The 19,069-nt window shown below is 64.4% G+C and carries 18 protein-coding genes and 2 pseudogenes; 13 read left to right on the plus strand and 7 right to left on the minus strand.

The features are described 5' to 3' along the window. Positions 1–357: 357 nt before the first annotated feature. A complete protein-coding gene (locus JK358_RS37435) occupies positions 358–1,611 on the minus strand; it encodes an MFS transporter (protein WP_201958264.1) in 1,254 nt (417 codons plus the stop codon). 352 nt (positions 1,612–1,963) lie between these two features. Between JK358_RS37435 and JK358_RS37440 the strand changes: the two genes are divergently transcribed. From JK358_RS37440 to JK358_RS39725, 7 genes and pseudogenes are all read left to right on the plus strand, one after another. Beyond that, positions 1,964–2,242, plus strand: coding sequence for a hypothetical protein (locus JK358_RS37440; RefSeq protein ID WP_307817919.1), 279 nt, complete (start codon positions 1,964–1,966; stop codon positions 2,240–2,242). Beyond that, the gene (locus JK358_RS37445; RefSeq protein ID WP_201958266.1) at positions 2,239–2,598 is read left to right on the plus strand and encodes a regulator; all 360 of its coding nucleotides are present in this window, start codon (positions 2,239–2,241) and stop codon (positions 2,596–2,598) included. The genes JK358_RS37440 and JK358_RS37445 overlap by 4 nt, the downstream gene beginning before the upstream one ends. A 517-nt stretch (positions 2,599–3,115) precedes the next feature. Continuing rightward, positions 3,116–4,042 (plus strand): hypothetical protein, encoded by a 927-nt coding sequence (locus tag JK358_RS37450; protein WP_201958267.1) that lies wholly within the window; start codon positions 3,116–3,118, stop codon positions 4,040–4,042. Positions 4,043–4,537: 495 nt separating this feature from the next. Beyond that, complete coding sequence (locus JK358_RS37455; RefSeq protein ID WP_201958268.1) at positions 4,538–5,530, plus strand: hypothetical protein; 993 nt, start codon at positions 4,538–4,540, stop codon at positions 5,528–5,530. A 301-nt stretch (positions 5,531–5,831) separates the two neighbouring features. After that, positions 5,832–6,170 carry a hypothetical protein gene (locus JK358_RS37460; RefSeq protein WP_201958269.1) on the plus strand — a complete coding sequence of 113 codons (339 nt, stop codon included), beginning with the start codon at positions 5,832–5,834 and terminating at the stop codon, positions 6,168–6,170. 55 nt (positions 6,171–6,225) lie between these two features. After that, positions 6,226–6,780, plus strand: coding sequence for a hypothetical protein (locus JK358_RS37465; RefSeq protein WP_201958270.1), 555 nt, complete (start codon positions 6,226–6,228; stop codon positions 6,778–6,780). 158 nt (positions 6,781–6,938) lie between these two features. After that, positions 6,939–7,208, plus strand: a pseudogene (locus tag JK358_RS39725) (transposase); the annotation flags it as partial. A gap of 16 nt (positions 7,209–7,224) precedes the next feature. On the opposite strand, the gene JK358_RS37475 reads toward JK358_RS39725, so the two are convergent. Continuing rightward, positions 7,225–8,226 carry a transposase gene (locus JK358_RS37475; RefSeq protein WP_201958272.1) on the minus strand — a complete coding sequence of 334 codons (1,002 nt, stop codon included), beginning with the start codon at positions 8,224–8,226 and terminating at the stop codon, positions 7,225–7,227. Between the two features lie 367 nt (positions 8,227–8,593). Here JK358_RS37475 and JK358_RS37480 point away from each other — a divergent pair, with 367 nt between their 5' ends. Together JK358_RS37480 and JK358_RS39730 are read left to right on the plus strand one after the other, a co-directional pair. After that, positions 8,594–9,490 carry an IS3 family transposase gene (locus tag JK358_RS37480; RefSeq protein ID WP_372440807.1) on the plus strand — a complete coding sequence of 299 codons (897 nt, stop codon included), beginning with the start codon at positions 8,594–8,596 and terminating at the stop codon, positions 9,488–9,490. A gap of 615 nt (positions 9,491–10,105) precedes the next feature. Beyond that, positions 10,106–10,618, plus strand: a pseudogene (locus JK358_RS39730) (DUF397 domain-containing protein). Positions 10,619–10,663: 45 nt separating this feature from the next. Here the strand turns inward: JK358_RS39730 and JK358_RS37495 are convergent. The 4 genes from JK358_RS37495 to JK358_RS37505 form a co-directional block, all read right to left on the minus strand. After that, on the minus strand, positions 10,664–11,413 hold the full coding sequence (locus tag JK358_RS37495) for a hypothetical protein (RefSeq protein WP_201958281.1): 750 nt from the start codon (positions 11,411–11,413) through the stop codon (positions 10,664–10,666). A 140-nt stretch (positions 11,414–11,553) separates the two neighbouring features. Next, the gene (locus tag JK358_RS37500; RefSeq protein ID WP_307817921.1) at positions 11,554–12,381 is read right to left on the minus strand and encodes a nitrilase-related carbon-nitrogen hydrolase; all 828 of its coding nucleotides are present in this window, start codon (positions 12,379–12,381) and stop codon (positions 11,554–11,556) included. Between the two features lie 6 nt (positions 12,382–12,387). Then, a complete protein-coding gene (locus tag JK358_RS39735; RefSeq protein ID WP_232852561.1) occupies positions 12,388–12,537 on the minus strand; it encodes a hypothetical protein in 150 nt (49 codons plus the stop codon). Positions 12,538–12,673: 136 nt separating this feature from the next. Beyond that, positions 12,674–12,895: a DUF397 domain-containing protein gene (locus JK358_RS37505; RefSeq protein ID WP_201958283.1), complete on the minus strand. Its 222-nt coding sequence runs from the start codon at positions 12,893–12,895 to the stop codon at positions 12,674–12,676. A 371-nt stretch (positions 12,896–13,266) separates the two neighbouring features. Here JK358_RS37505 and JK358_RS37510 point away from each other — a divergent pair, with 371 nt between their 5' ends. The 4 genes from JK358_RS37510 (at position 13,267) to JK358_RS37525 (ending at position 17,876) form a co-directional block, all read left to right on the plus strand. After that, entirely contained in the window at positions 13,267–15,945 is a 2,679-nt protein-coding gene (locus JK358_RS37510; protein WP_201958284.1) for a Tn3 family transposase, read from the plus strand. 40 nt (positions 15,946–15,985) lie between these two features. Beyond that, positions 15,986–16,519, plus strand: coding sequence for a helix-turn-helix domain-containing protein (locus JK358_RS37515; RefSeq protein ID WP_201958286.1), 534 nt, complete (start codon positions 15,986–15,988; stop codon positions 16,517–16,519). Positions 16,520–16,643: 124 nt separating this feature from the next. Beyond that, complete coding sequence (locus tag JK358_RS37520) at positions 16,644–17,558, plus strand: IS5 family transposase (RefSeq protein WP_232852562.1); 915 nt, start codon at positions 16,644–16,646, stop codon at positions 17,556–17,558. Positions 17,559–17,576: 18 nt separating this feature from the next. Further along, positions 17,577–17,876, plus strand: a complete 300-nt coding sequence (locus tag JK358_RS37525) for a Tn3 family transposase (RefSeq protein ID WP_232852571.1) — start codon at positions 17,577–17,579, stop codon at positions 17,874–17,876. Between the two features lie 222 nt (positions 17,877–18,098). Here JK358_RS37525 and JK358_RS37530 read toward each other — a convergent pair whose 3' ends face one another. After that, positions 18,099–19,058 (minus strand): DUF1152 domain-containing protein, encoded by a 960-nt coding sequence (locus JK358_RS37530; protein WP_201958300.1) that lies wholly within the window; start codon positions 19,056–19,058, stop codon positions 18,099–18,101. Between the last annotated feature and the right edge of the window lie 11 nt (positions 19,059–19,069).

The following is a 19,069-nucleotide window of genomic DNA, read 5'->3' on the forward strand; positions in this document are numbered from 1 at the left end:
GGCGTCGACCTGTGCTGTGAAGCCCGCCGACAGTGATATCCGCGGTTTCATCGGTCCCGGTCGCAATCCTGTCCACGGTCAAGGCGGGGGCGCGGCGAACTAGACCGGGGTCCTGGAACCAGAGGAGCTCTCGACCGGTCGGTGGGTGTGAACACCACTTCGTGGATGCCGCCCAGTTCCGGTGAGAGGCGAAGGCGGGTCCGTTGGCTTCACCAGATTCCACCACCTCCTCGGAGGTGCGACAAGGAAGGTTGAGCCGACGGGCCCCTCCGCTGTGTCTTGGTGCTGGTGCAGGACTGGCCGCCTATCCGGACCGGCGGTGCCGTGATCAGCGTGCGGCGCGTTTTCCTCTGAACCTTACTGGTGGCAATCGGGCCGTTGCGTTCGTCGAGTGGTGAGGCGACGAACACTGGGGGCGCACGACGCGAGCGAGGTGGAGATCAGCACGAGTCCCGCTCCGCTGATCAGGGTTACTGCGGTACCCAGGTGGACGGCAAGTGGCCCGGCCGATATCACGCCCAATGGGATACCCGCGTGGGAACCGAGTGTGTCGTAGGAGTAGACCCGTGCCAGCCGCTCGTTGGGAATGTGAGTCTGCAGCGCGACATCCCAGGCGATGGTGAATTGCTCGACGGCGATTCCGCAGAGGAACATCGCCACAACGAGAACGACGAGGTCGGCCGGCCCTGCCAGGGCGAGCATCGGGAGAGCCCGAAGAAGACAGACAGCGACGCCGACACGCAATCCATGGCGTGGTCTGATTCGGACGGCGATGATCCCTCCCGCGAGGGCGCCCGCAGCGTAGACCGCGACGAGCAGGCCCCAGACCGCGCCGCCGAAGGCGTCCCGGGCGATCGGGGGGCCCAGAACCTGCATTGTCCCCGCGACGACCGCGTTGGTGACGAAGAGTTGTGCGACAACCACCCCAGCCCACGCGTGTGACGCGAATTCCGTCCATCCCTCACGTAGTCCAGCGAGAACTGTGCTGTCAGTACCACTCCTGCCTGAGTGAGCGGGATGTTCGAGAGCCCCGAAGCAGCCGCCGGCGAGCAGGAAGACCGCCGCGTTGAGGCCGATACCCCATTCGGGTCCAGCGGCGCTCACGATCACGCCCGCGGCGGCGGCTCCGCCGAGTGTTCCGATATTGACGCCGAGGCGGAGGAGCGCGTTGGCTTGCTGGAAAACAGCGGCTGGGACGATCTGGGGCACCAGAGCGGCCGCGGCGGGTAGGGCCGCGGTGGCGAGCATCCCGTTGAGGGCGCTCAGTAAGGCCAGGATCGAGGTACCAGCCCAGTCGGCGAGCACACAGACTGTCAAAGCCGCGTGGACCGCTCCGGCACCGAGATTGGTTCCCAGCAGGACCAGCCTGCGTGGCAGCCGGTCGGCGACGACACCGCCGAGCAGAACCGTCAGCACACTGGCGGCTGCGCGTGCGCCCATCACCACGGCAACGTCGGCAACCGATCGTGTGAGTTCGAAGATTGTCAGCGACAGCACGATCGGGGCCATGGTGTTCGCGCCCTGCAACGCGGCCCGTCCGCCAGCTAGAGCTCGGAAGGCGCTGAGGCGCCACAGATTCGCGAATTCCGTGTTTCCGTCCAGCCTGATCAACTATGCCCCGGCCACCAGCGTCGATGTCGTACCCAAGTCTGTTGGACCGTAGTGCCGGAGCGGCTGAGCTGGTGCCCCCGGCGGCGGGAAGATGATCCTTGTGCCGACCGGTCACCCGCTTTGTGCGCTATGGGCAGACCCGCCTGAAATGGGTGGGTTGTGTGGATCATGCTGCTGATTGGGCGGTGGTGGGGCATGCGCTGGCCACGCGGCGGCCCTGGCATGTCCCCGAACGGGTTTTATAGGTGCCTTGGTCGAGGCCGGCGTACTAGCGAGACGGCTGGCCTGTCTGACAGTGTGATCCGGGCATTTACATTCGCCGACTCGGCGTATTCGCTTGTATGCTCTAGGAGTGGGTTATCACTTTCGCGACGTCGACGAGGCCGAATACCTGCACGACGTCACGAAAGCTGAGGTGATGCAAGCACTCGCGTATCCGCGCCGATGGCCCCAGCGGATCGAATCCAAGCTCGACGCGCGCGTGCTGCAGATCTTCAGCCGCACGACGGAGAGTCGTGCCGTCGCGGTGGTGGTGATCCAGGTAGATCACTGGGATTGGCTGATCTACGCCGTTCGGCCACTCAAGGTGGACGAAAGCGCCGAATACACCGTATGGGAGGCACAGCAATGAGCATCGAACGCCGAATCGAGGAACTGACCGCGCAGGCCGCCGACGCTGGGCTGATGGACGACTTCCTGGCAGGAAAGCTGGTCCGCAGCACCGACCAGACCGACGTGTCCGGCCTGCCCGTGCCTGATGCCGCCGAGGTGGAATCGGCCGGTGCCATGGTGCCGACCACGGTCCGGTTCTCGCCTGCACAGAAAGAGAAGCTGGCTGCTTTGGCGAAGGCGCGGGGCACCGACGTGTCCAGCCTGGTGCGGGAATGGGTCGATCATCAGCTCGAGGCCTTCGAGCACCCCGAGCGTCAGCTGATCACCGTCGACGAGGCCATCCAGGCACTGCGGAACCTGCCACACTCCGCCTGACCAGCGGAACCGATCACCAGGGACCGCCATTGGAGGTGCGGAAGTCCGTGCGCGCACGCGCCGCTGCGGCGGATAGAGCGTGGCGGCTGACCGGCTGCGACTTGGCCGGGTGCGGACTCGCGGTCGTCTGAAGGCTCCTGATGCGTTGCCCGCGCTGCCCTGGCCAGTAGTCGAAGCTCGGATTCTCCTGGGTAGCCGCGGCTGCGCGCTCTTCCTGGTGCTGGTGAGGTCTCGAATCGGATGATGGCCCTAGACTGCACACGTCCGCTGTGGCAGCCACAGCGGTGTGGTGGGAGCTCCAGGGTTGCCTGATCGGCCTCGTGACGTTTCAGAGCATCGACCGTTGTGCCCTATGCGGGGCATCGTGACGCCGGGCTCGGGGCCTGCCCAACACGGACGTGCTGCCGCCCGGGTCGGTCTTGTCCTGCTCAGAGGTTGGGGTCCAGTGCGTTCTCGGTTGACTGTTCGTGCGATAGCGGACCAGATTGTCGAACTCGGACTCGCTGATGCGGAGGCGGTGACCGCAAAACTGGGCCCGGCGGATCTGGACTGTCCGTTGAATGAGTTCGGCGCCACCGAGTCGCTGGCTGTCCTGCTCGTACTCGATTACATGAAGGTTCGCTACAGCACGGAATACAAGACGTTCCGCCGTGCGTGTGAGAACGACGCGGTGGTGTACCGATATGAGCTCGAGCTCATCGCGGCCTGCGGCCGCGGGCTGTTCGCCATCACGGAGGTGGAGTTGGCCGGCACGATCGACGGTGTTCATATTCTGCGGTTTCGCTGTAATGGGGAACCGCATGAGTGGTCGATCGTGCATGGTCCGGACGAGAGTTTCGATGCCCAAGAGACATTCTTCGAATCGGTAGGTGACCTTATCCCGACCGGATCGTCGTCGCGATGGTGCACGGTGCATCCTGGCGATCCGGATGTCACCGGCGAAGCGTACTTCGGCGACCCGGCGGTGCTGAATGCGCTCGGCGCGCCGTTCGGCCTGCTGTTCGAGCCGATGCGGACAGACCCCTGCGTCGCCGATGTCGAGCTTCTGCGGAATTGGCTGTGTACGCGGCGAGCGGAGTTCGCGAACTGGACCGCGACATACGGCGAGGGGATCACCTGGGACTACTCTCCGGAGTCGCTCGAAGCATTGGGCTACCTCGTCCTGCGCCGCGTTCCGACGATCGATGCCCTGGCGGATCCAGCGAACACGGAGTTCGTCGAGGGTGCGAGCTGGTATGTCGGCGAGGCGTTGTGCCGGGTCAGGGGCGGTCGATGGGTCTATCGGGAGGGTGATTCCGAGGTCAATCCTTATGACGGCTATCCATTCGTGGAACAGGACGGGCCCGGCTCGGCGAGCGCGGTGCCCTTTCGCCAGCTGCGAATCCTGATCAAGCGTGGTGATCCGGGTCATCTGCGTACGCGATACGACGATTTCTCGGCATAGCCGACAACCGTGCTCGGCATCCCCTGACCCTACAGCTCCAAAGCAGGCGCAAAGGCGCCGCCGATCGAGTGCCGCTGGGTAGAAGGCCAGTGCACCTGGATCGGTGAACGTCGTCAGCCGCGGCGATCGACCCGTACGATCCCTGCTGCAGTCGTCCTCGCTTGCGAACTCCATGGACCTCTCATTGATGGACCTGCAAAGGGCCCAGTCAGATCAGGTGACAACAGTGTCACCTACCGCTGCAGCAGCCCCGAGCTTTCGTGAATGGCTAGTCTTCGTGAGCCCGGCTGTCGACACGCACATGATCGCGATCATCGTCCGTTTCTTGTCGTTCCAGAGTGTCACTTCGACCGTGGGGGGTCCTGGTGAGGTTCGGCGCAGGTGGTGGCGACCTAACCCGAGGTGCCGAAATGAGGTAGGGGATGGGTGATCGGGTTGGCGACGTGGTTGTCGATTTCCGAATGACGTTGTGCGCCTTGGTGGCATAGTTGATTGATGGTGGGCGACACCACACATCGGGCAACGGTGGCGATGCCGGAAGCGCGGCGGATCGATACCACTCCGCCTGTCCGGATTTCTGCGGCTGACATCCCGACGCAGGGACATGCATGGCCTTCCCAGATGCTGCGGTGCGCGCATTGTGAGGCGAAAGTGCAGGCGATCGATTCGACGCCCAAGGAGCGGACACGGCCGCGCCGTCCGTACTTTCGTCGGACGCCGCGTCGCGGCGGGGGAAATCGGCACGCGGCCGAATGCTTGTACAACGTCGCGGAGCGGATACGAGTGATCCGGGCCGAGAGCGACGATTCATTGCGACGCGATCGGAGTAGGAACGGGCGTCCCAGATACCGGTTGGTGCTGCCGGAGGCGTTCGGCCCCGCCGAACTCATCGCACGCGGTAGCCGTGGTGAGCAGGTAGTGGCGGAGCGGCTCACCACCGTCTTGAACACGGCGGCGAAGATCGCTGCGTTGTTGGAGGACTACGCCGAGCGAGACGCTGACATCGATATGGAATGGAGCGCCGAGTGCGGCGGAGAGCGAGTGGAATGGCTGAACTTTCTGTATGTGCCCCAACGAATTTGGGTGTTGCACAGACGCCTCGAGCGAGAGGGCCCGGCTCTGGGACATCCGACTGCGGTGGTCTTCCGTGCAACCGAGTGTGAGTCGTCGACATCGAGTACGGGCGTGTCGAGGTCCTGTGCCGGCACATATGCGTTGCCGCCGGAGCCTGGCTCACCCGAAGTCGAGCGTTTGGCGGTGGTGGGCGAGCACGAGCTGATCGAACGCGTATTCGCGCAGGGGACGAGCAGGTTCTATATCGGGTATGGCATGTGGTTTCGCGAACGTGGTGGGCCGGTTGGGCCGACACGGCTGCGGCTGCACATCTACAGTGCCGCGCAGGTCGCCGACATCTCGGACGAAGTGGGAGATCGGCCGTTGTCGCGGTGGCGTCAGTGGCGGCGGCTGCGGGATCTGCCAGGAGAGTAGCCCGATGCTGTGGTGTGCCGACAGAGGGTGACGACGCGATTGCCGTCCCGCGCGACGACCGGATCAGCACCAGGTACCGCTATGTGCGAGTGGGGGTCCGGGTTGTTGCTGACGTTTCAGCGGCAGTCGGCTGGTCATGGGGACGGTTGATGGCGGCAGATCGCAGCTATAAGGGTGGTGCTGCTCCAAGTCTTCCCGCAGCCAGGAAGCCGGTACCGTCCCGACCATAGTGGTTGGGACGGTACCGGTGCGATCGCCACCGCGTCCTGTCGCTGGAGCATTGACCTGAAGCGAGCATCGGATGAATCCACCGGCAGAGCATGATGTGGGAGTTGGTGGGAGGATCTTCGCTGTTTCAGCGGACGAGGTGAGGATGCTGGCCTACAAGGTGGTGCGCTACGCCGACTCCATCGAGTGCGCTCTCGATATCCCCGCGGACTGGGAGATCGCGTTGCACATTCAGCTCTCGGGGTCGGAGGTTGGCAAGGATGTCGAGCGATACCTCACGGAATTGACACGACATCTGGGGGTTGCGTCGCAGAAGCTCCGTCGACTTGCCCTCGACCTTATTGCCTTTGCGGACGTGGTCGTGCAGGTCGACAACATGGCGGCTGCGGCGATCAGAGGTACACAGGAATGAGCGCTCGTTCGTTCGAGGCAGAGAGCATCTCGTGTTGCTGCGAGTGGAGGAACCGATGAAACCGACACCGGCTGCGATCCTGGCGTGGGACCTCCACGAAGCCCGAAAGTATCTCGAAGCCGCACAGCAGGCGGCGGAGGTCATCGATACTGTTGCTCAGTTTGTGGCGTCCGGGTTCGCGGAAACCGACGGCTTCCTCGAAAGTGAGACTGGTGATGCACTCAGGCGACGAGCACAGGAGTGGATCGCAGACAACAACTCCCGGCACCTGCGGGAGGCAGCGTTCTACGGCGCCAGGCTGGAAGGTTTCGATGCGGCTGTCCAGATCGTTCAGGTCGTGCATCGAGCGGCTCAGGACTACAACCGTGCACACGGCTTCACCGGGCCGCAACTTTTCATCGGAGAAGACGGAGTTGTCACCTCCGACCCGCCGGCCAGCGATTCGTTCATCTACCGGCACCTGATCTACAGCCCCGCGCAGCGTGCGATCAACGATCTCAACGAGACGCTTGCACCCGCACTGACCACCATCCTCGACGAGGAGCGCCTGTCGGAGGCCAGGCGGACATCGGCTGAGGCACACTCCGGTACCGGCACGGTGAGGTCCTGACCCGACACCACGGTACCTCGTGCCTTGAGCAATCTGCTTGTCTCTGCGGTTGCGTGCGGGCGAGGCGGCGGGACCCGTGGCCCGTCCCCAGTGAATGAGACCACTCGGTATTAGAGTCCTGTTGGCCCTGATCAGGGCTGGAAGGGACACTGAGTGACATGGCAGGACGCAAGCGACATTCCGCGGAGGAGATCGTGCGGAAGCTGAGCCGTGCCGATGAGCTGATCGCGGCGGGCAAGACCGGGGAGGAAGCCGCCGCGGAGCTGGGGGTGTCGGCGGCCACGATGTACAACTGGCGCCGCCAGTACGGCGGTGTGGACACCGATGCCGCCAAGGAGCTCAAGGAGCTGCACGAGCAGAATGCCCGGTTGAAGCGGTTGCTGGCCGATGCCGAGCTGGAGAAGGACGCGCTGCGGGAGATCGCCAAGGACGCTCCTATAGATGTCAAGCCGACGATCCAGGCCCGCGGAAGTCGGTTCGGTGGGCTCGGAACACTTCGCGTGCGAGATATCGCTTGAGGCAGCGGATGATCTCCGGTTTGGTCTTGCCCTCGGTCGTGCGGCGGGCGACGTAGTCTCGGGTGCGTTGGTCGTAACGCAGACGCACGATCACCGCAGTATGCAGGGCCTGGTTGGCCTGTCGGTCACCGCCGCGATGGAGCCGATGTCGAACGGTCTTGCCGGAGGACGCGGGAATGGGGGCGACCCCGCACAGGTGCGCGAAGGCGGCCTTGCCGATCAGCCGCGCAGGGTTGTCGCCGATCGAAATCACCAGTGCCGCAGCGGTATCGGGACCGAGCGCGAACACTCCCAAAGTGTTCGGAGCGACCTGCTCGAGCAGCTGATGCAGGTGTCGTTCGAGTTGGTCGGCTTGGTCCTTCGCCTCCCGAAACCGAGCAGCGAGCGAGCGCAGCGCCAGTTTGGTCGCTTGCACCGGATCTGCGAGGCGCCCGGCGTCGGGCCGAAACGCTGCGCAGGTGGCCACCAGTTGAGCGCGGGACAGGCCGCGCAGCTGGCTGCGCAGAATTTCCGGGCTGGTCGTGATCAACCCGCGCAACGCGTTGAGCGCGGCGGTGGTGGCCTTGACCGCGTTGTTTCGCGCCACGCGCAGCGCGCGGACAGCTTCGGTCGCGCCGTTGCGCAGTTTCGGTGCGGTAACGCCGGATTTGTCGAGGAGCCGACGGGCCGCGGCGTAGGCGTCGATGGTGTCGGTCTTACCGTGGGAGCGGCGCAGCCTGCGATTCGGGCGCGCCACCTCGGCGACATCGTGGCCGCGCTCATGCAGGTAGCGGGCGAGCTCGACCCCGTAGGATCCGGTGCCTTCGACACCGATCCGCGCGACCCGGCCGAACGAGGTGATCCATTGCTCGATGGCGACGTGGTGGGTGTCGGCATGGGTGTCGACACCGACATAGACCATCGGGAGCGCGACGAGGGAGGAAGTCATCGGGACAGGTGCTGCCTTTCGCTGGGATCGGCAGGTGCTGCGCGTGGTGCGGTAGGTCGGACAGGCCGGTCAGGGGCCGGCGGTGCGACAGGCCCTATCAGGTCACGACCGTGGATGCGCAAGACCTGGGTGGGATTTCGGGGATGCACGCACCGCGCCGGCCCGAGCCAGGGTCGACGGGTCCCGCGAAGGACACCACCAGGGGGCAGGAAACTTCGGAGTCACACCCGAGTCCGGGCTGACGCGGTGAGCGAGTTGCCATCATGCTCGGCGCACCGCACCGGCCAGGACGCAGGCCGACGGGTCCTTCGAAAGACACTCTGTTGGTCAGGAAAATTCTGGGTCAGACCCTCGCCGAGCCGGTGCGATGCGCGGGTTTCATCATGACTGGAAAATTCTGAGCCCAGCGGCCAAGCGCCGCGCCGTGGACATGCTCAAACAGGTCAAGAGCATGTCGGAACGGTTGGCGTGCAAGGTTGTTGGGCTTCACCGGTCGACCTATCGGCGGCTGCCGACCGCGCAAACCCCGCACGATCCCGACGCCGGTTTGCGGGCCTGGCTGCGTTCCTATTCGACGAAACATCCAGGGCACGGGTTTCGCCGGGCGTGGGCGGCGTTGCGGTTCGACGAGGGCAGCGAGGTGAACAAGAAGAAGGTGCACCGACTCTGGCGCGAGGAGGGCTTGCAGGTGCGCGAGAATTCCCCGCGCAAGCGGGCCGGGTGTTCGTCGGTGCCGCCGGTCGACGCGGACGCGCCGAAGGTGGTGTGGGCGTTGGATTTCCAGTTCGACTCCACCGTCGACGGCCGCGCGGTGAAGATCGCGTCGATGATCGACGAGCACACCCGTGAATCGCTGCTGCACCTGGTGGAACGGTCGATCACCGCCGAGAAACTCGTCACCGAGCTCGAGAAGGTGTTCACCGCCCGCGGCGGCCCGCCGAAAGTGCTGCGGATGGACAACGGCCCAGTGATGATTTCCCATGCGTTGCAACAGTTTTGCGCTGACCGGGTCGGGATCTCCTACATTCCGCCCGGGACGCCGTGGAACAACGGATTCATCGAATCGTTCAACCGCAGGTTGCGGACCGAATGCCTCAACCGCAACCACTGGACCAGCCTGCTCGAAGCTCGGGTCGTGATCGGCGACTTCAAGACTGAGCACAACCATCGGCATCGGCATTCGGCGCTGGGCTATCTCACCCCGGCCGAGTACGCTGCCCGCTGCGGCCACCTCCACCACCCGGTGACCTGCGACATTAACTGAAACTGGATCGAATACCACCCGGGCTCAAAGACCGGGTGGTCCCGTCATCGGGGACCGGTCACCCGGGTATGACCATCGATAATGTGACCCGGTCTGTGCGGTGTTCGGGATGGGGTTCGTTGTCGCGAATGCATCCGCGGCACAGGCGGATCCATGCCGGGCGTTCCGCACCCCGAGACCGTGGACACAGTAGCCGGTATCTCTGGACGACTACTTCCTGGTTCCCACGCGGCCTCGGCTTCAACCCGGAAGCGGGCGCGGATGTCAGGGAGGTGGCGGGCTCCGCGCACTACTCGACCAGCCGCGATCGGGTGTTCCATCGACTGGGAACAACACCTTATGTGTTCTTGTCGAGAACCATCGATCCTGGGTGATGCTTGGCATCAACCTAGGAGATGGAAGTGGATCTGCTGCCAATCTCGCTGGCTGACTTACTGATGCTCTTGTGGCACAAGGCGAGCCGCTGTGAAGCTGGCCATTGTGTGGAGATGGCCCGAGTGTCGGATGGCCGTGCTGCTGCCGGCGAGTTCGATGTCTCGTGGCAAAAGAATTATTTCGGTGTAGGAGTTACACGATGGACTTTTCTACATACCTTTGGTCGAGTTGCTGAAGCTGTTGTGGCACAAAGCCGGTGGCTGCGAATCCGGAGCTTGTGTCGAGGTGGCCCGTGTGCCTGACGGCCGTGTTGCTGTGCGGGATTCGAAGAACCCGCTGGGTGGGGCGCTGGTGTTCACGCCCCAGCAGTGGGACGAATTCCTCGCCGGCGCAGCCAGGGGCGAATTCGATCCCTCATGACTTGCTGTTCTATCTGGAGGATTGTTTGCGATGCGGAACTCCGGTGCCCCAGAGATGCCGCCGCTGGTGTTCACCGAGGAAGAATGGACGGCATTCCTGGAGGGCGCACGGAACGGTGAGTTCGCGAGATCCAGGAAGGACCCTAGGCAGACAGAGGTCCGGTGTCGTCTATGTGGCAGGCACCCTGAACCGGGGGCACGGATGCGCTGCCAACGTAGTCCTGGGTCCGCCGCTACGGACGGTGCGGGATCCGGCTCGCCGCGTCCGATAAGGCCAGCCGATGCTCGTGTTGTGCGTACGGCGGCGGGTTCGCCCCTGACCCCACGCCATTGATGTAGCTGCGGCACACTCCTGTCGCAGCGGTTCGAAGGGGTAACCTCAGACCGTGGTGTTCGTTATGGGCGAATGTCGGCGAGGTAGACGGATCGTTCGGTTTGTGTATTTGATGAACCATTGTGTCACTGCGCTAATGGCTGCCATCAGTGAGAGAAAGCCTGCTGTCAGCGCAGGTGCGGTAAGGCCCGCGCTCTTCCAACTACCCCTACGCGCTCCGGGAGCGGGGTAGTTTCCGTTGCCCATCAACTCCCGGAGGATCAATCCGACCTGCGTGCCTATCTGGTTGTACTGCGGCGTGACCATCGCTCGCAGTTCCCCGTTCTTGCTGTTGATGTACAGGATGCACGCCACGACGCATAGCGCTGTGGCCACCGAAGAACCGGCTGCAACCGCCCCCAGCGTTCGTGTTCTCACACGGAGGTTGATCAGCACGGTGATGATGGTGACGGCTCCGGCAATGCTTGCGAGGATGCCCCAGACACCAGAAACAGCGGCGTGGGGCGGTGCGGTCGACCAGATGTTTATTCGGGAGTAGCTGATGTTGGAAGTACCGAAGGCGTTGACATCGATGGTGCCGTCATTGCCGTAGGCGACCAGCCATGGGCGGAACAGCAGTATCAATACGATCGCGCTCGCCGCGACCACCCCGACAGAGACCCAGTCGGCGTCGAGACCTCTTATCCGCGCCGTGGCGACGACCAAACGACGCCGAGAATGCTCGACATGGAGTGCGAGGGTCTTCATCGGCCAGCCTTGACGCCGGCGCGCCTGCCATGGAGTTGGCTGCACCATGACCTCAGCGTAGAAGCTGATCAAGGGATTGGACCGGCCGGTTGTTCCCACGCATGACAGGTGCCGTGCTCGCGGTCGTGCCCGGGACCTCGCCCCGCACATCCACGAGGAGCAGTGACCGGTCTGTGAGCTGTCACGGCCTAAGCCTGCGCGGGAACCGGATGCCTCTCGGAATCGATGGCGGGATGGGCGGAGAGCAATGCATGGGGTCTCTCGTCCACGGTGAGTGCGAAGATGTCAGGTCGTGAGTAGTGTCCGACGGGATCGAAATCGAACCGGCCGCGGGCGATCTGGCCGAGATCCACTGTGGCGGTGAGTATTCCGGTTCCGTCACGGAGCGGGCCGGCGAGTATCTCCCCGAGCGGAGAGATGATGGTGCTTCCTCCGCCGATCAGTACCGGTCCGGAAGTGTCTCGCTGCATTGCCTGGATGTCGGCGGGCAGATCCTCACGGAGCAGGTACTGATTGGCACTGAGGACGAAACAGCGTCCTTCAAGCGCAATGTGGCGCATCGTCGCCTGCCAGCCGTCGCGGTCGTCGACGGTGGGAGCACACCAGATGTCGACGCCTTTGGCGTACATCGCTGTGCGGAACAGTGGCATGTAGTTCTCCCAGCCGATGGCGCTGGAGAGTCGCGCGGTCCCGGTGTCGACTACGGGCATGGTCGATCCGTCTCCGCAGCCCCAGATGATCCGTTCGGCCGCGGTGGGCATGAGTTTGCGGTGCTTTCCCGCGTAGCCGTGGGGGCCGAAGAAGACCGCGGTGCAGTACAGGGTGCTGGCGCTGCGTTCGATCACGCCGATCACCACGTGGCAGCCAAACTCGACGGTCAGCGCCGCCAACTGCTCGGTCTCTGGTCCGGGGACCTCGATCGCGGAGGCGAAATACCGCCGGAACAACTCGCGGCCTGCGTTCGTGCGTCGCCCGACGGTCACACCGAATTCGAGGCCTTTGGGGTATCCGCCGATGAAGGCCTAGGGCAGCACAATGATGTCGGCGCCCTGGTCGGCGGCCGCGCGGATCCAGGTGTGCGCGGCGCGCAGGTTCGCGGCGGTGTCGAACAGGTCCGCGCCTGCTTGCACTACTGCGGCGGTGAGGGATTCGCGGCGTGGACGTACGGTCACAGGTGGCCCCGACAGGGTGTCGAGGGTTGGTTGGCGGCGTGCATGCGGAGTGCCTTTCCGGGGCGGTCCGAGCGGTCCGGCCCTGAGTTCGAGGCCGTGGGGGGCACCGCGTGGTCAGTGCCGGTCCGGTGGTTGCTTACAGGTCGAAGTCGCCGCGCGAGATTCCGGACAGGAACGAGTCCCATTGGCCGGGGGAGAACGCGAGGACGGGCCCGCTGCGGTCTTTGGAATCGCGGACAGCGACAAGGGAATTGGGGGCGTGCGCCACTTCGACGCAGTTGCCGTCCGGGGCGGATTCGGATGCCTTGTGCCAGATCAGCTTCAAGAGTTCTTCGATGGTGAAGGGAAGGAAGTCCATCGCGTGCTCCTTCTGTGTGCCTGACATGCGTGGATCAGGCGCGTCGAACGTGATGAACCATCCTAGGCGCGAGCGCGCGAAGGAACCTTCTCCCCGATGAGAAGCCCTCTCTTGCAGCTTTGTTCGCGTGTGGGGCTCGGTCGCGGCTGACGAGGACGTTCCCGTCCACCAACAGGAGCCGGTACCGAAATCCGTTGCCTGCGATCCCGCGGCCGTCATGGTGCTCGTTCGGCGCCGATGTAGGGGTGCCGGTAAGGATCGTGTCACCAGCCGCAAGTCGGGGGGAAGTCGAGTGCAGGGCCCGGTGAAGGTAATGTCGTCTACCGCAATTGTCCTGTGTCGGTGGTGATCTCGGTGTAGCTTGCGCGGCTGTGGCACGTGCGGTGGACCAGGACGAGCTGATCGACGCGTGGACGATCGTCGGGGACGAGCCGAAGTTGATCGGCGGCAAGCGGGGTGCGACTCGTTTGGGGTTCGCGATCCTGCTCCGGTTCTATACCGAGCGGGGTCGGTTCCCAAGGGGGCGGGCCGAGATCCCGGACGAGGCGATCGAATATATGGCTCGGCAGGTCGGTGTGGAACGCACGGAGATCGCGTTCTACGACTGGTCGGGTCGCACGATCGAATACCACCGCGCACAGATCCGTCAGGCACTCGGGTTCCGGGAGTGCGGCGTGGCCGACGCTGACGCGTTGACGTGGTGGTTGGTCGATGAGGTGACCCAGGTCGAGCGCAGTGGTGAGCGGGTGCGAGAGCATCTGCTGGCCGAGATCCGTCGCCGGAAGCTCGAGCCACCGACAGCGGGCAGAATCGATCGGATCGTCGCTGCGGGTTTGAGCCGCGGCGAGGACCTTCTCTTCGACCGGGTTTTGTCGCGGTTGTCGACCGAGGTGGTGGCGAAGCTGGTGGCCTTGGTTGCCCCTGCCGGTGACGAGGACGGCGAGCTGGACGGCGGCGCGGTGTTGGCGTCGATCCGGTCGGATCCGGGCAATGTCAGCCTGAACACGATGCTGACCGAGATCGCCAAGCTGGAGGCGGTCCGGGAGATCGGGGTACCCGACGAGGTGTTCGCCGAGATCGGGCCGAAGATCGTGAAGAGCTGGCGGGCCCGGGCTGCGGTCGAGTCGCCGAGCCACCTGCGCGAGCATCCGCTGCGGGTGAAGCTGACGCTTCTGGCGGCCCTGTTGCACTGCAGATGCCGGGAGATCACCGACACTCTGGTCGAGCTGCTGAACTCGACGGTGCACCGGATCAACGCACGCGCGGAGGTGCGGGTGACCAACGAGCTGATCAAGGAGTTCAAAAGAGTCACCGGCAAGGAAAACCTGCTGTTCAGGGTGGCCGAGGCCACGGTGGATGCGGGAGACCAGCTGGTGCGCGATACCGTGTTCCCGGTCGCGTCGCAGACGGTGCTTCGGGATCTGGTGGCGGAGTTCAAATCGTCGGGGCCGACGTATCAACGCACAGTGAAAGCGACCCTGCGGTCGTCATACACGAACCACTACCGAGCCGGGCTGATCAGGCTATTGAGCGTGCTCGAGTTCGGTAGCAACAACACCACGCATCGGCCAGTACTCGACGCATTGGCGCTGATCGGCAGGTATGCGGGCGCGAACCTTCGCTACTACCCGGTCGACGAGCATCTGCCGACCCATCGCGGCATATCCGGGGACTGGACCGAGCTGGTGTACCAAGCCGACAAGGACGGGCGGCGGCGAGTGGTGCGGATGGTGTACGAGATCTGCACGTTCCAGGCGTTACGGGATCAGTTGCGGTGCAAGGAGATCTGGGTGGTCGGTGCGGACAAGTGGCGCAACCCGGCCCAGGACCTGCCGACCGATTTCGACGAACGCCGCGTCGAGCACTACGGCAAGCTGCGCAAACCGCTGGATCCGACCGAATTCATCGATGGGATGCGTGAGGAGATGCGCGCCGAGCTGGAAGCGTTGCACGCGGCCCTGCCGAAGGCGAGCTGGCTGGAGATCGCTGAACGCAAGCAGGGTGCGATCAAGCTGGCACCGTTGCCTCCGGCGGCCGAGCCGCGTAACCTGCGCAAGCTGAAATCCCAGGTCCAGACCCGGTGGGGTGTGGTGCCGTTGATCGACATGGTGAAGGAAGCGGTATTGCGCACCGGCTGCCTGCGCGGGATCACCTCGGTCGCTGACCGCGGTTCCATGCCCGAAGAGGTTCTTGCGCAGCGGCTTCTGCTGGCGATCTACGCCTATGGCACGAACACTGGGATCAAGTCGGTGTCCGGCGGCACCGGGCACAGCGAGGACGAAATCCGCTACGCGCGCCGTCGCTACCTCAATGCTGAAGCTGCCCGCAAGATTGCCGTTGAGATCGCCAACGCGACGTTCTCCGCGCGGCGGTCGAGGATCTGGGGCGAATCCTCGACCGCGATCGCGTCGGACTCCACGCATTTCGGGGCCTACGACCAGAACATCTTCACCGAGCATCACTCCCGCTACGGTCGCCGCGGTGTGCTGATCTATTGGAGCGTGGAGCGCAACGGTTCGGTCGTGGTGCACTCGCAGCTGCTCAACTGCTCGGCCTCGGAGGTCCACGCGATGGTCGACGGCGCGATCCACCACGGCACCGAGATGGCTGTGGAATCCAGCTATGTCGACACCCACGGCCAGTCCGAGATCGGGTTCGGAGTCACCAAATTGCTGGGGTTCGATCTGCTGCCCCGGATCAAGCGAATCAACAAGGTGAAGCTGTACCGGCCGGCTGCCGGGGAGCCGGACATGTGGCCTGGCCTGCGACCGGCCATGACCCGGCCGATCAACTGGGCGAAGATCGCCGAGCAGTACGACCAGATGGTGAAGTACGCGACCGCGATCCGGACCGGTACCGCCTCCACCGAGGCGATCCTGCGACGGTTCATGAAGGCCAACTCCGCGCACCCGACTTATCAGGCGATGATCGAACTCGGCCGCGCGCAGAAGACCGTTTTCCTGGCCCGCTACCTGCGTTCTCGGGAGCTTCAGCGGGAGATCAACAGTGGCCTGAGTGCCTGTGAACAAACTGCTCACATCGGCTCTTAACGCTCTGATCTGGGGAATCTGTTGGGGCACTGTTGTTGTGGTGGCTGGCGGCTTATGGTCGGAGCGGGGCGGAGTCGACGTGGAGGCGGCGATGGTGTCCTGGCGCGAGGAGCTCGCTCGCCGCGAGGCCGCGGCGGCGGAACAGGTCGAGAAGCTGCGGCAGCAGATCGCGGAGCTGACCGAGCAACTGGAGGTCGCCGAGCAGCTGTTGTCGCGGCTGGCGATCACTCGGGAAACGATGGCCGAGATCCTCATCGATGCCGACGAGCCGGCATCGATGTCGAATTCCCGGTCGCCGATCGGAGCGACGCTGGTTCCGCAGCGGATGCCCGGGATGGACGCGGCGACAGCGCTGCCGGACGACTACGGCGAGATCATGGCGGTGCTGGCCGAAGCCGACCACGGGTTGCGGGCCGGGCAGGTCGCCGCCGAGCTCGGAATACCGGCGATCGACCGATCGAAGGTCGAAGGATTGCGGTCGAAGCTCAAACGTCTGGTCGCGCGGGACTGGCTGGATCAGGAGCCCGCCGGAGTCTTCACGATCGCCAACGACTCTGGCGTAGTGGGTGATTGACGGTTCACGACCGGCTTATCCAGCGGTTTCACCGCCGAGGCGTATGTTGACCACTCGCAGCGGGGCGGGACCTGGTGGTAGCACCAACAATCACCACAACCGTTGCACCCCACGAGATCCCGCCATGTCGTTCTACTCTCCAACTCTCATCGTTGGCACCCCTACGACCGAAAATCGGTGCGCCTGCGCGGCGTGTGTCTTCGGGCGCGCCACCCGTCACCCGGCACGCGCCCGCCACTACACCTCCGACACCACCGACGCTCAATGGGAGGTGCTCGCGCCGCTGCTGCCCTGGCCGGTCTGGCTCGACGGAGCCGGCGGCCGTCCCGAGGAATACTGCCGCCGCACCGTGATCGACGCCCTCTTCTACCTGGCCGACAACGGCGCGAAATGGCGCAACCTGCCCGCCGACTTCCCGCCCTGGCGCACTATTTACGGCCTGTTCTCGCGCTGGTGGTCGGGCGGTGAGATCACCGCCGTCCACAACGATCTGCGCGACGCGCTGCGCCTGGCCGCCGGTCGTGACTTCGATCCGACCGCGGCGATCATCGATTCGCAAACCCTGCGCGCCGCCGAGACCGTCGGCCGTCCCAGCCGCGGCTGGGACGCCGGAAAGAAGATCAACGGCCGTAAACGCCACATCGTCGTCGACACGCTCGGGCTGTTGCTGATCGTGCACGTCACCGCCGCCAGCGTTCAAGACCGCGACGGCGCCCGCACCGCCCTGACCCGATTGCGGGAGCTGTTCACCGCGATCGTGCTGGTCTGGGCCGACGGCGCCTACAGCGGTCATCTCGTCGGCTGGGCACGCGAGAAACTCGCTCTCACCTTGGAAATCGTGCGCCGCTCCGAGGCGATGACCGGGTTCGTCGTGCTGCCACGCCGCTGGCTGGTGGAGCGCTCTCTGGCTTGGATCTGCCTGCGCCGCAGATGCATTCGCGACTACGAACGCCTACCCGAACACCACGAAGCCTGGGTCACCTGGTCCATGGTCATGCTCATGTCCCGCCGCCTCGCCCGCACCCAACCACTGAAATGAGCAGTTTGTTCACAGGCACTGAACGTGGTCGAGGCATGGAACGGCGCGAACTCGATCATCTTCTACGGCAAGAACTCCGAGATCGCGTCGAACCGCCGCGACGAGCAGGAGATGAGTGTGCTGTGCCTGCGGATCTGCCAGGCCGCCTTGGTTTATGTGAACGTATTGATGATCCAGGACATCCTCGACGACCCGGACTGCCCCGTCGAACTGACCTCTGAGGACGAACGCGGGCTGACCCCGCTGTTCTGGTCCCACGTGCTCCCCTACGGCGAGGTGAAGCTGAACATGAACAGCCGCCTGGCGCTCGGCGGATAGAGCTCACGGTGTGCCGACTTCGGTCTCTAATCCCACGGTTTCGAGACCGAAGGCTCTCCTGCGCAGTGCAACTGGAAACGCTGTCGATGTTCGAAGTCTCGTTCAGCGATGTTCGGAGTTGTCATCAGCAACGGTGCTTGCGCAGGCGGCGTCTGGTTGTACCGGTGTTCGTATCGGCGGGTTTTGACGTCGCTTACGGGTGTGTCACGGGCGTCGGTTTGATCAGACAGGGATGGTGCGCCGCGGCCGCAGGGGGGTGTGGTCGCGGAATGCCTCGATCGCGGCGGCGACTTCGAAGGGTGTCGTGGCGTGCGCGATGTCGTGTCGGTAAAGGACGCGGTTGGCGACCGCGTCGAGGTCGAATCCCCAGACCATCGACATGAGGGGGTTAATGAACAGTTCGGCGCCTTTTGCACGGGTGCGTGCCAGAGAGTGGTGGTCGCCGAACTCGCCACGGGCGGCGTCGGTGGTGGAGGCGCAGAGGATGCTTTCCCGGCCGGGGGTGCGTTGTTGGACCCAGTCGACTGCATCCAGCCAGGCATCGACGGCTGGGATGCCGGGGATGAGCGCGAACAACCCGTGGTAGGCGCCGAGTTTGGTGAGGGCGGCGACGTTTTCCAGAAAGTGGGCATGACAGACACCGTGGTAGGTGTCGTTGCCGAACCCGACGCAGGTGGCAAGTTTGACCGGTAGGTCGAGAGCGTGGGCGGCCAGCAGGCTGGTGACGTCTTCGACCGGAGTTCCGAGACCGGCTTCGTCGCCGGTCATGAGCAGATCGGTGCCCCCGTCGACCAGCACCACCGCGTCCAGGCGCAGCTCACGGGCCAGCCATGCATACGCTGCTCGAATGTCGGCGGGCCCGCCTTTGCGGATGAGGAACACGCGGTCGGGGTAGCCGTGGTCTCGTAACCAGACCGCGAGATGTTTCTCAGGGAAGTAGCCGGGTGGGCCACTGGTGTCGGCGTGGGCTTCGAACAGTCCCGGCGCGACCAGCTGCGCGGTGGTGCGGTGGACCGGGGTGAAGGTGAGGTTGGCCAGGAACACCGTTTTGTGTCGCTCCTGGAGGGCGAACGCGATGGGTAGACCGCTGAGCAGGTCGTGCCCGCCACCGGCACCAGCGATCAGGATCCGTTCGCAGTCGCGCAGCCGGTGCAGGACAGGTGTGTCGAACAGGGTGGACATCTGTCCCAGTA

Source organism: Nocardia acididurans (genome assembly GCF_016741815.1).
Lineage (GTDB): Bacteria > Actinomycetota > Actinomycetes > Mycobacteriales > Mycobacteriaceae > Nocardia > Nocardia acididurans.

Bases quoted from the DNA above. Each gene is read 5' to 3' on its own strand.
- JK358_RS37445 (WP_201958266.1), top strand. From the start codon at position 2,239: ATGAGCATCGAACGCCGAATCGAGGAACTGACCGCGCAGGCCGCCGAC.
- JK358_RS37480 (WP_372440807.1), top strand. From the start codon at position 8,594: ATGCGCGGGTTTCATCATGACTGGAAAATTCTGAGCCCAGCGGCCAAG.
- JK358_RS37460 (WP_201958269.1), top strand. From the start codon at position 5,832: ATGAATCCACCGGCAGAGCATGATGTGGGAGTTGGTGGGAGGATCTTC.
- JK358_RS37465 (WP_201958270.1), top strand. From the start codon at position 6,226: ATGAAACCGACACCGGCTGCGATCCTGGCGTGGGACCTCCACGAAGCC.
- JK358_RS37505 (WP_201958283.1), bottom strand. From the start codon at position 12,895: ATGGACTTCCTTCCCTTCACCATCGAAGAACTCTTGAAGCTGATCTGG.
- JK358_RS37495 (WP_201958281.1), bottom strand. From the start codon at position 11,413: ATGGTGCAGCCAACTCCATGGCAGGCGCGCCGGCGTCAAGGCTGGCCG.
- JK358_RS37520 (WP_232852562.1), top strand. From the start codon at position 16,644: ATGTCGTTCTACTCTCCAACTCTCATCGTTGGCACCCCTACGACCGAA.
- JK358_RS37530 (WP_201958300.1), bottom strand. From the start codon at position 19,058: ATGTCCACCCTGTTCGACACACCTGTCCTGCACCGGCTGCGCGACTGC.
- JK358_RS37455 (WP_201958268.1), top strand. From the start codon at position 4,538: ATGGTGGGCGACACCACACATCGGGCAACGGTGGCGATGCCGGAAGCG.
- JK358_RS37475 (WP_201958272.1), bottom strand. From the start codon at position 8,226: ATGACTTCCTCCCTCGTCGCGCTCCCGATGGTCTATGTCGGTGTCGAC.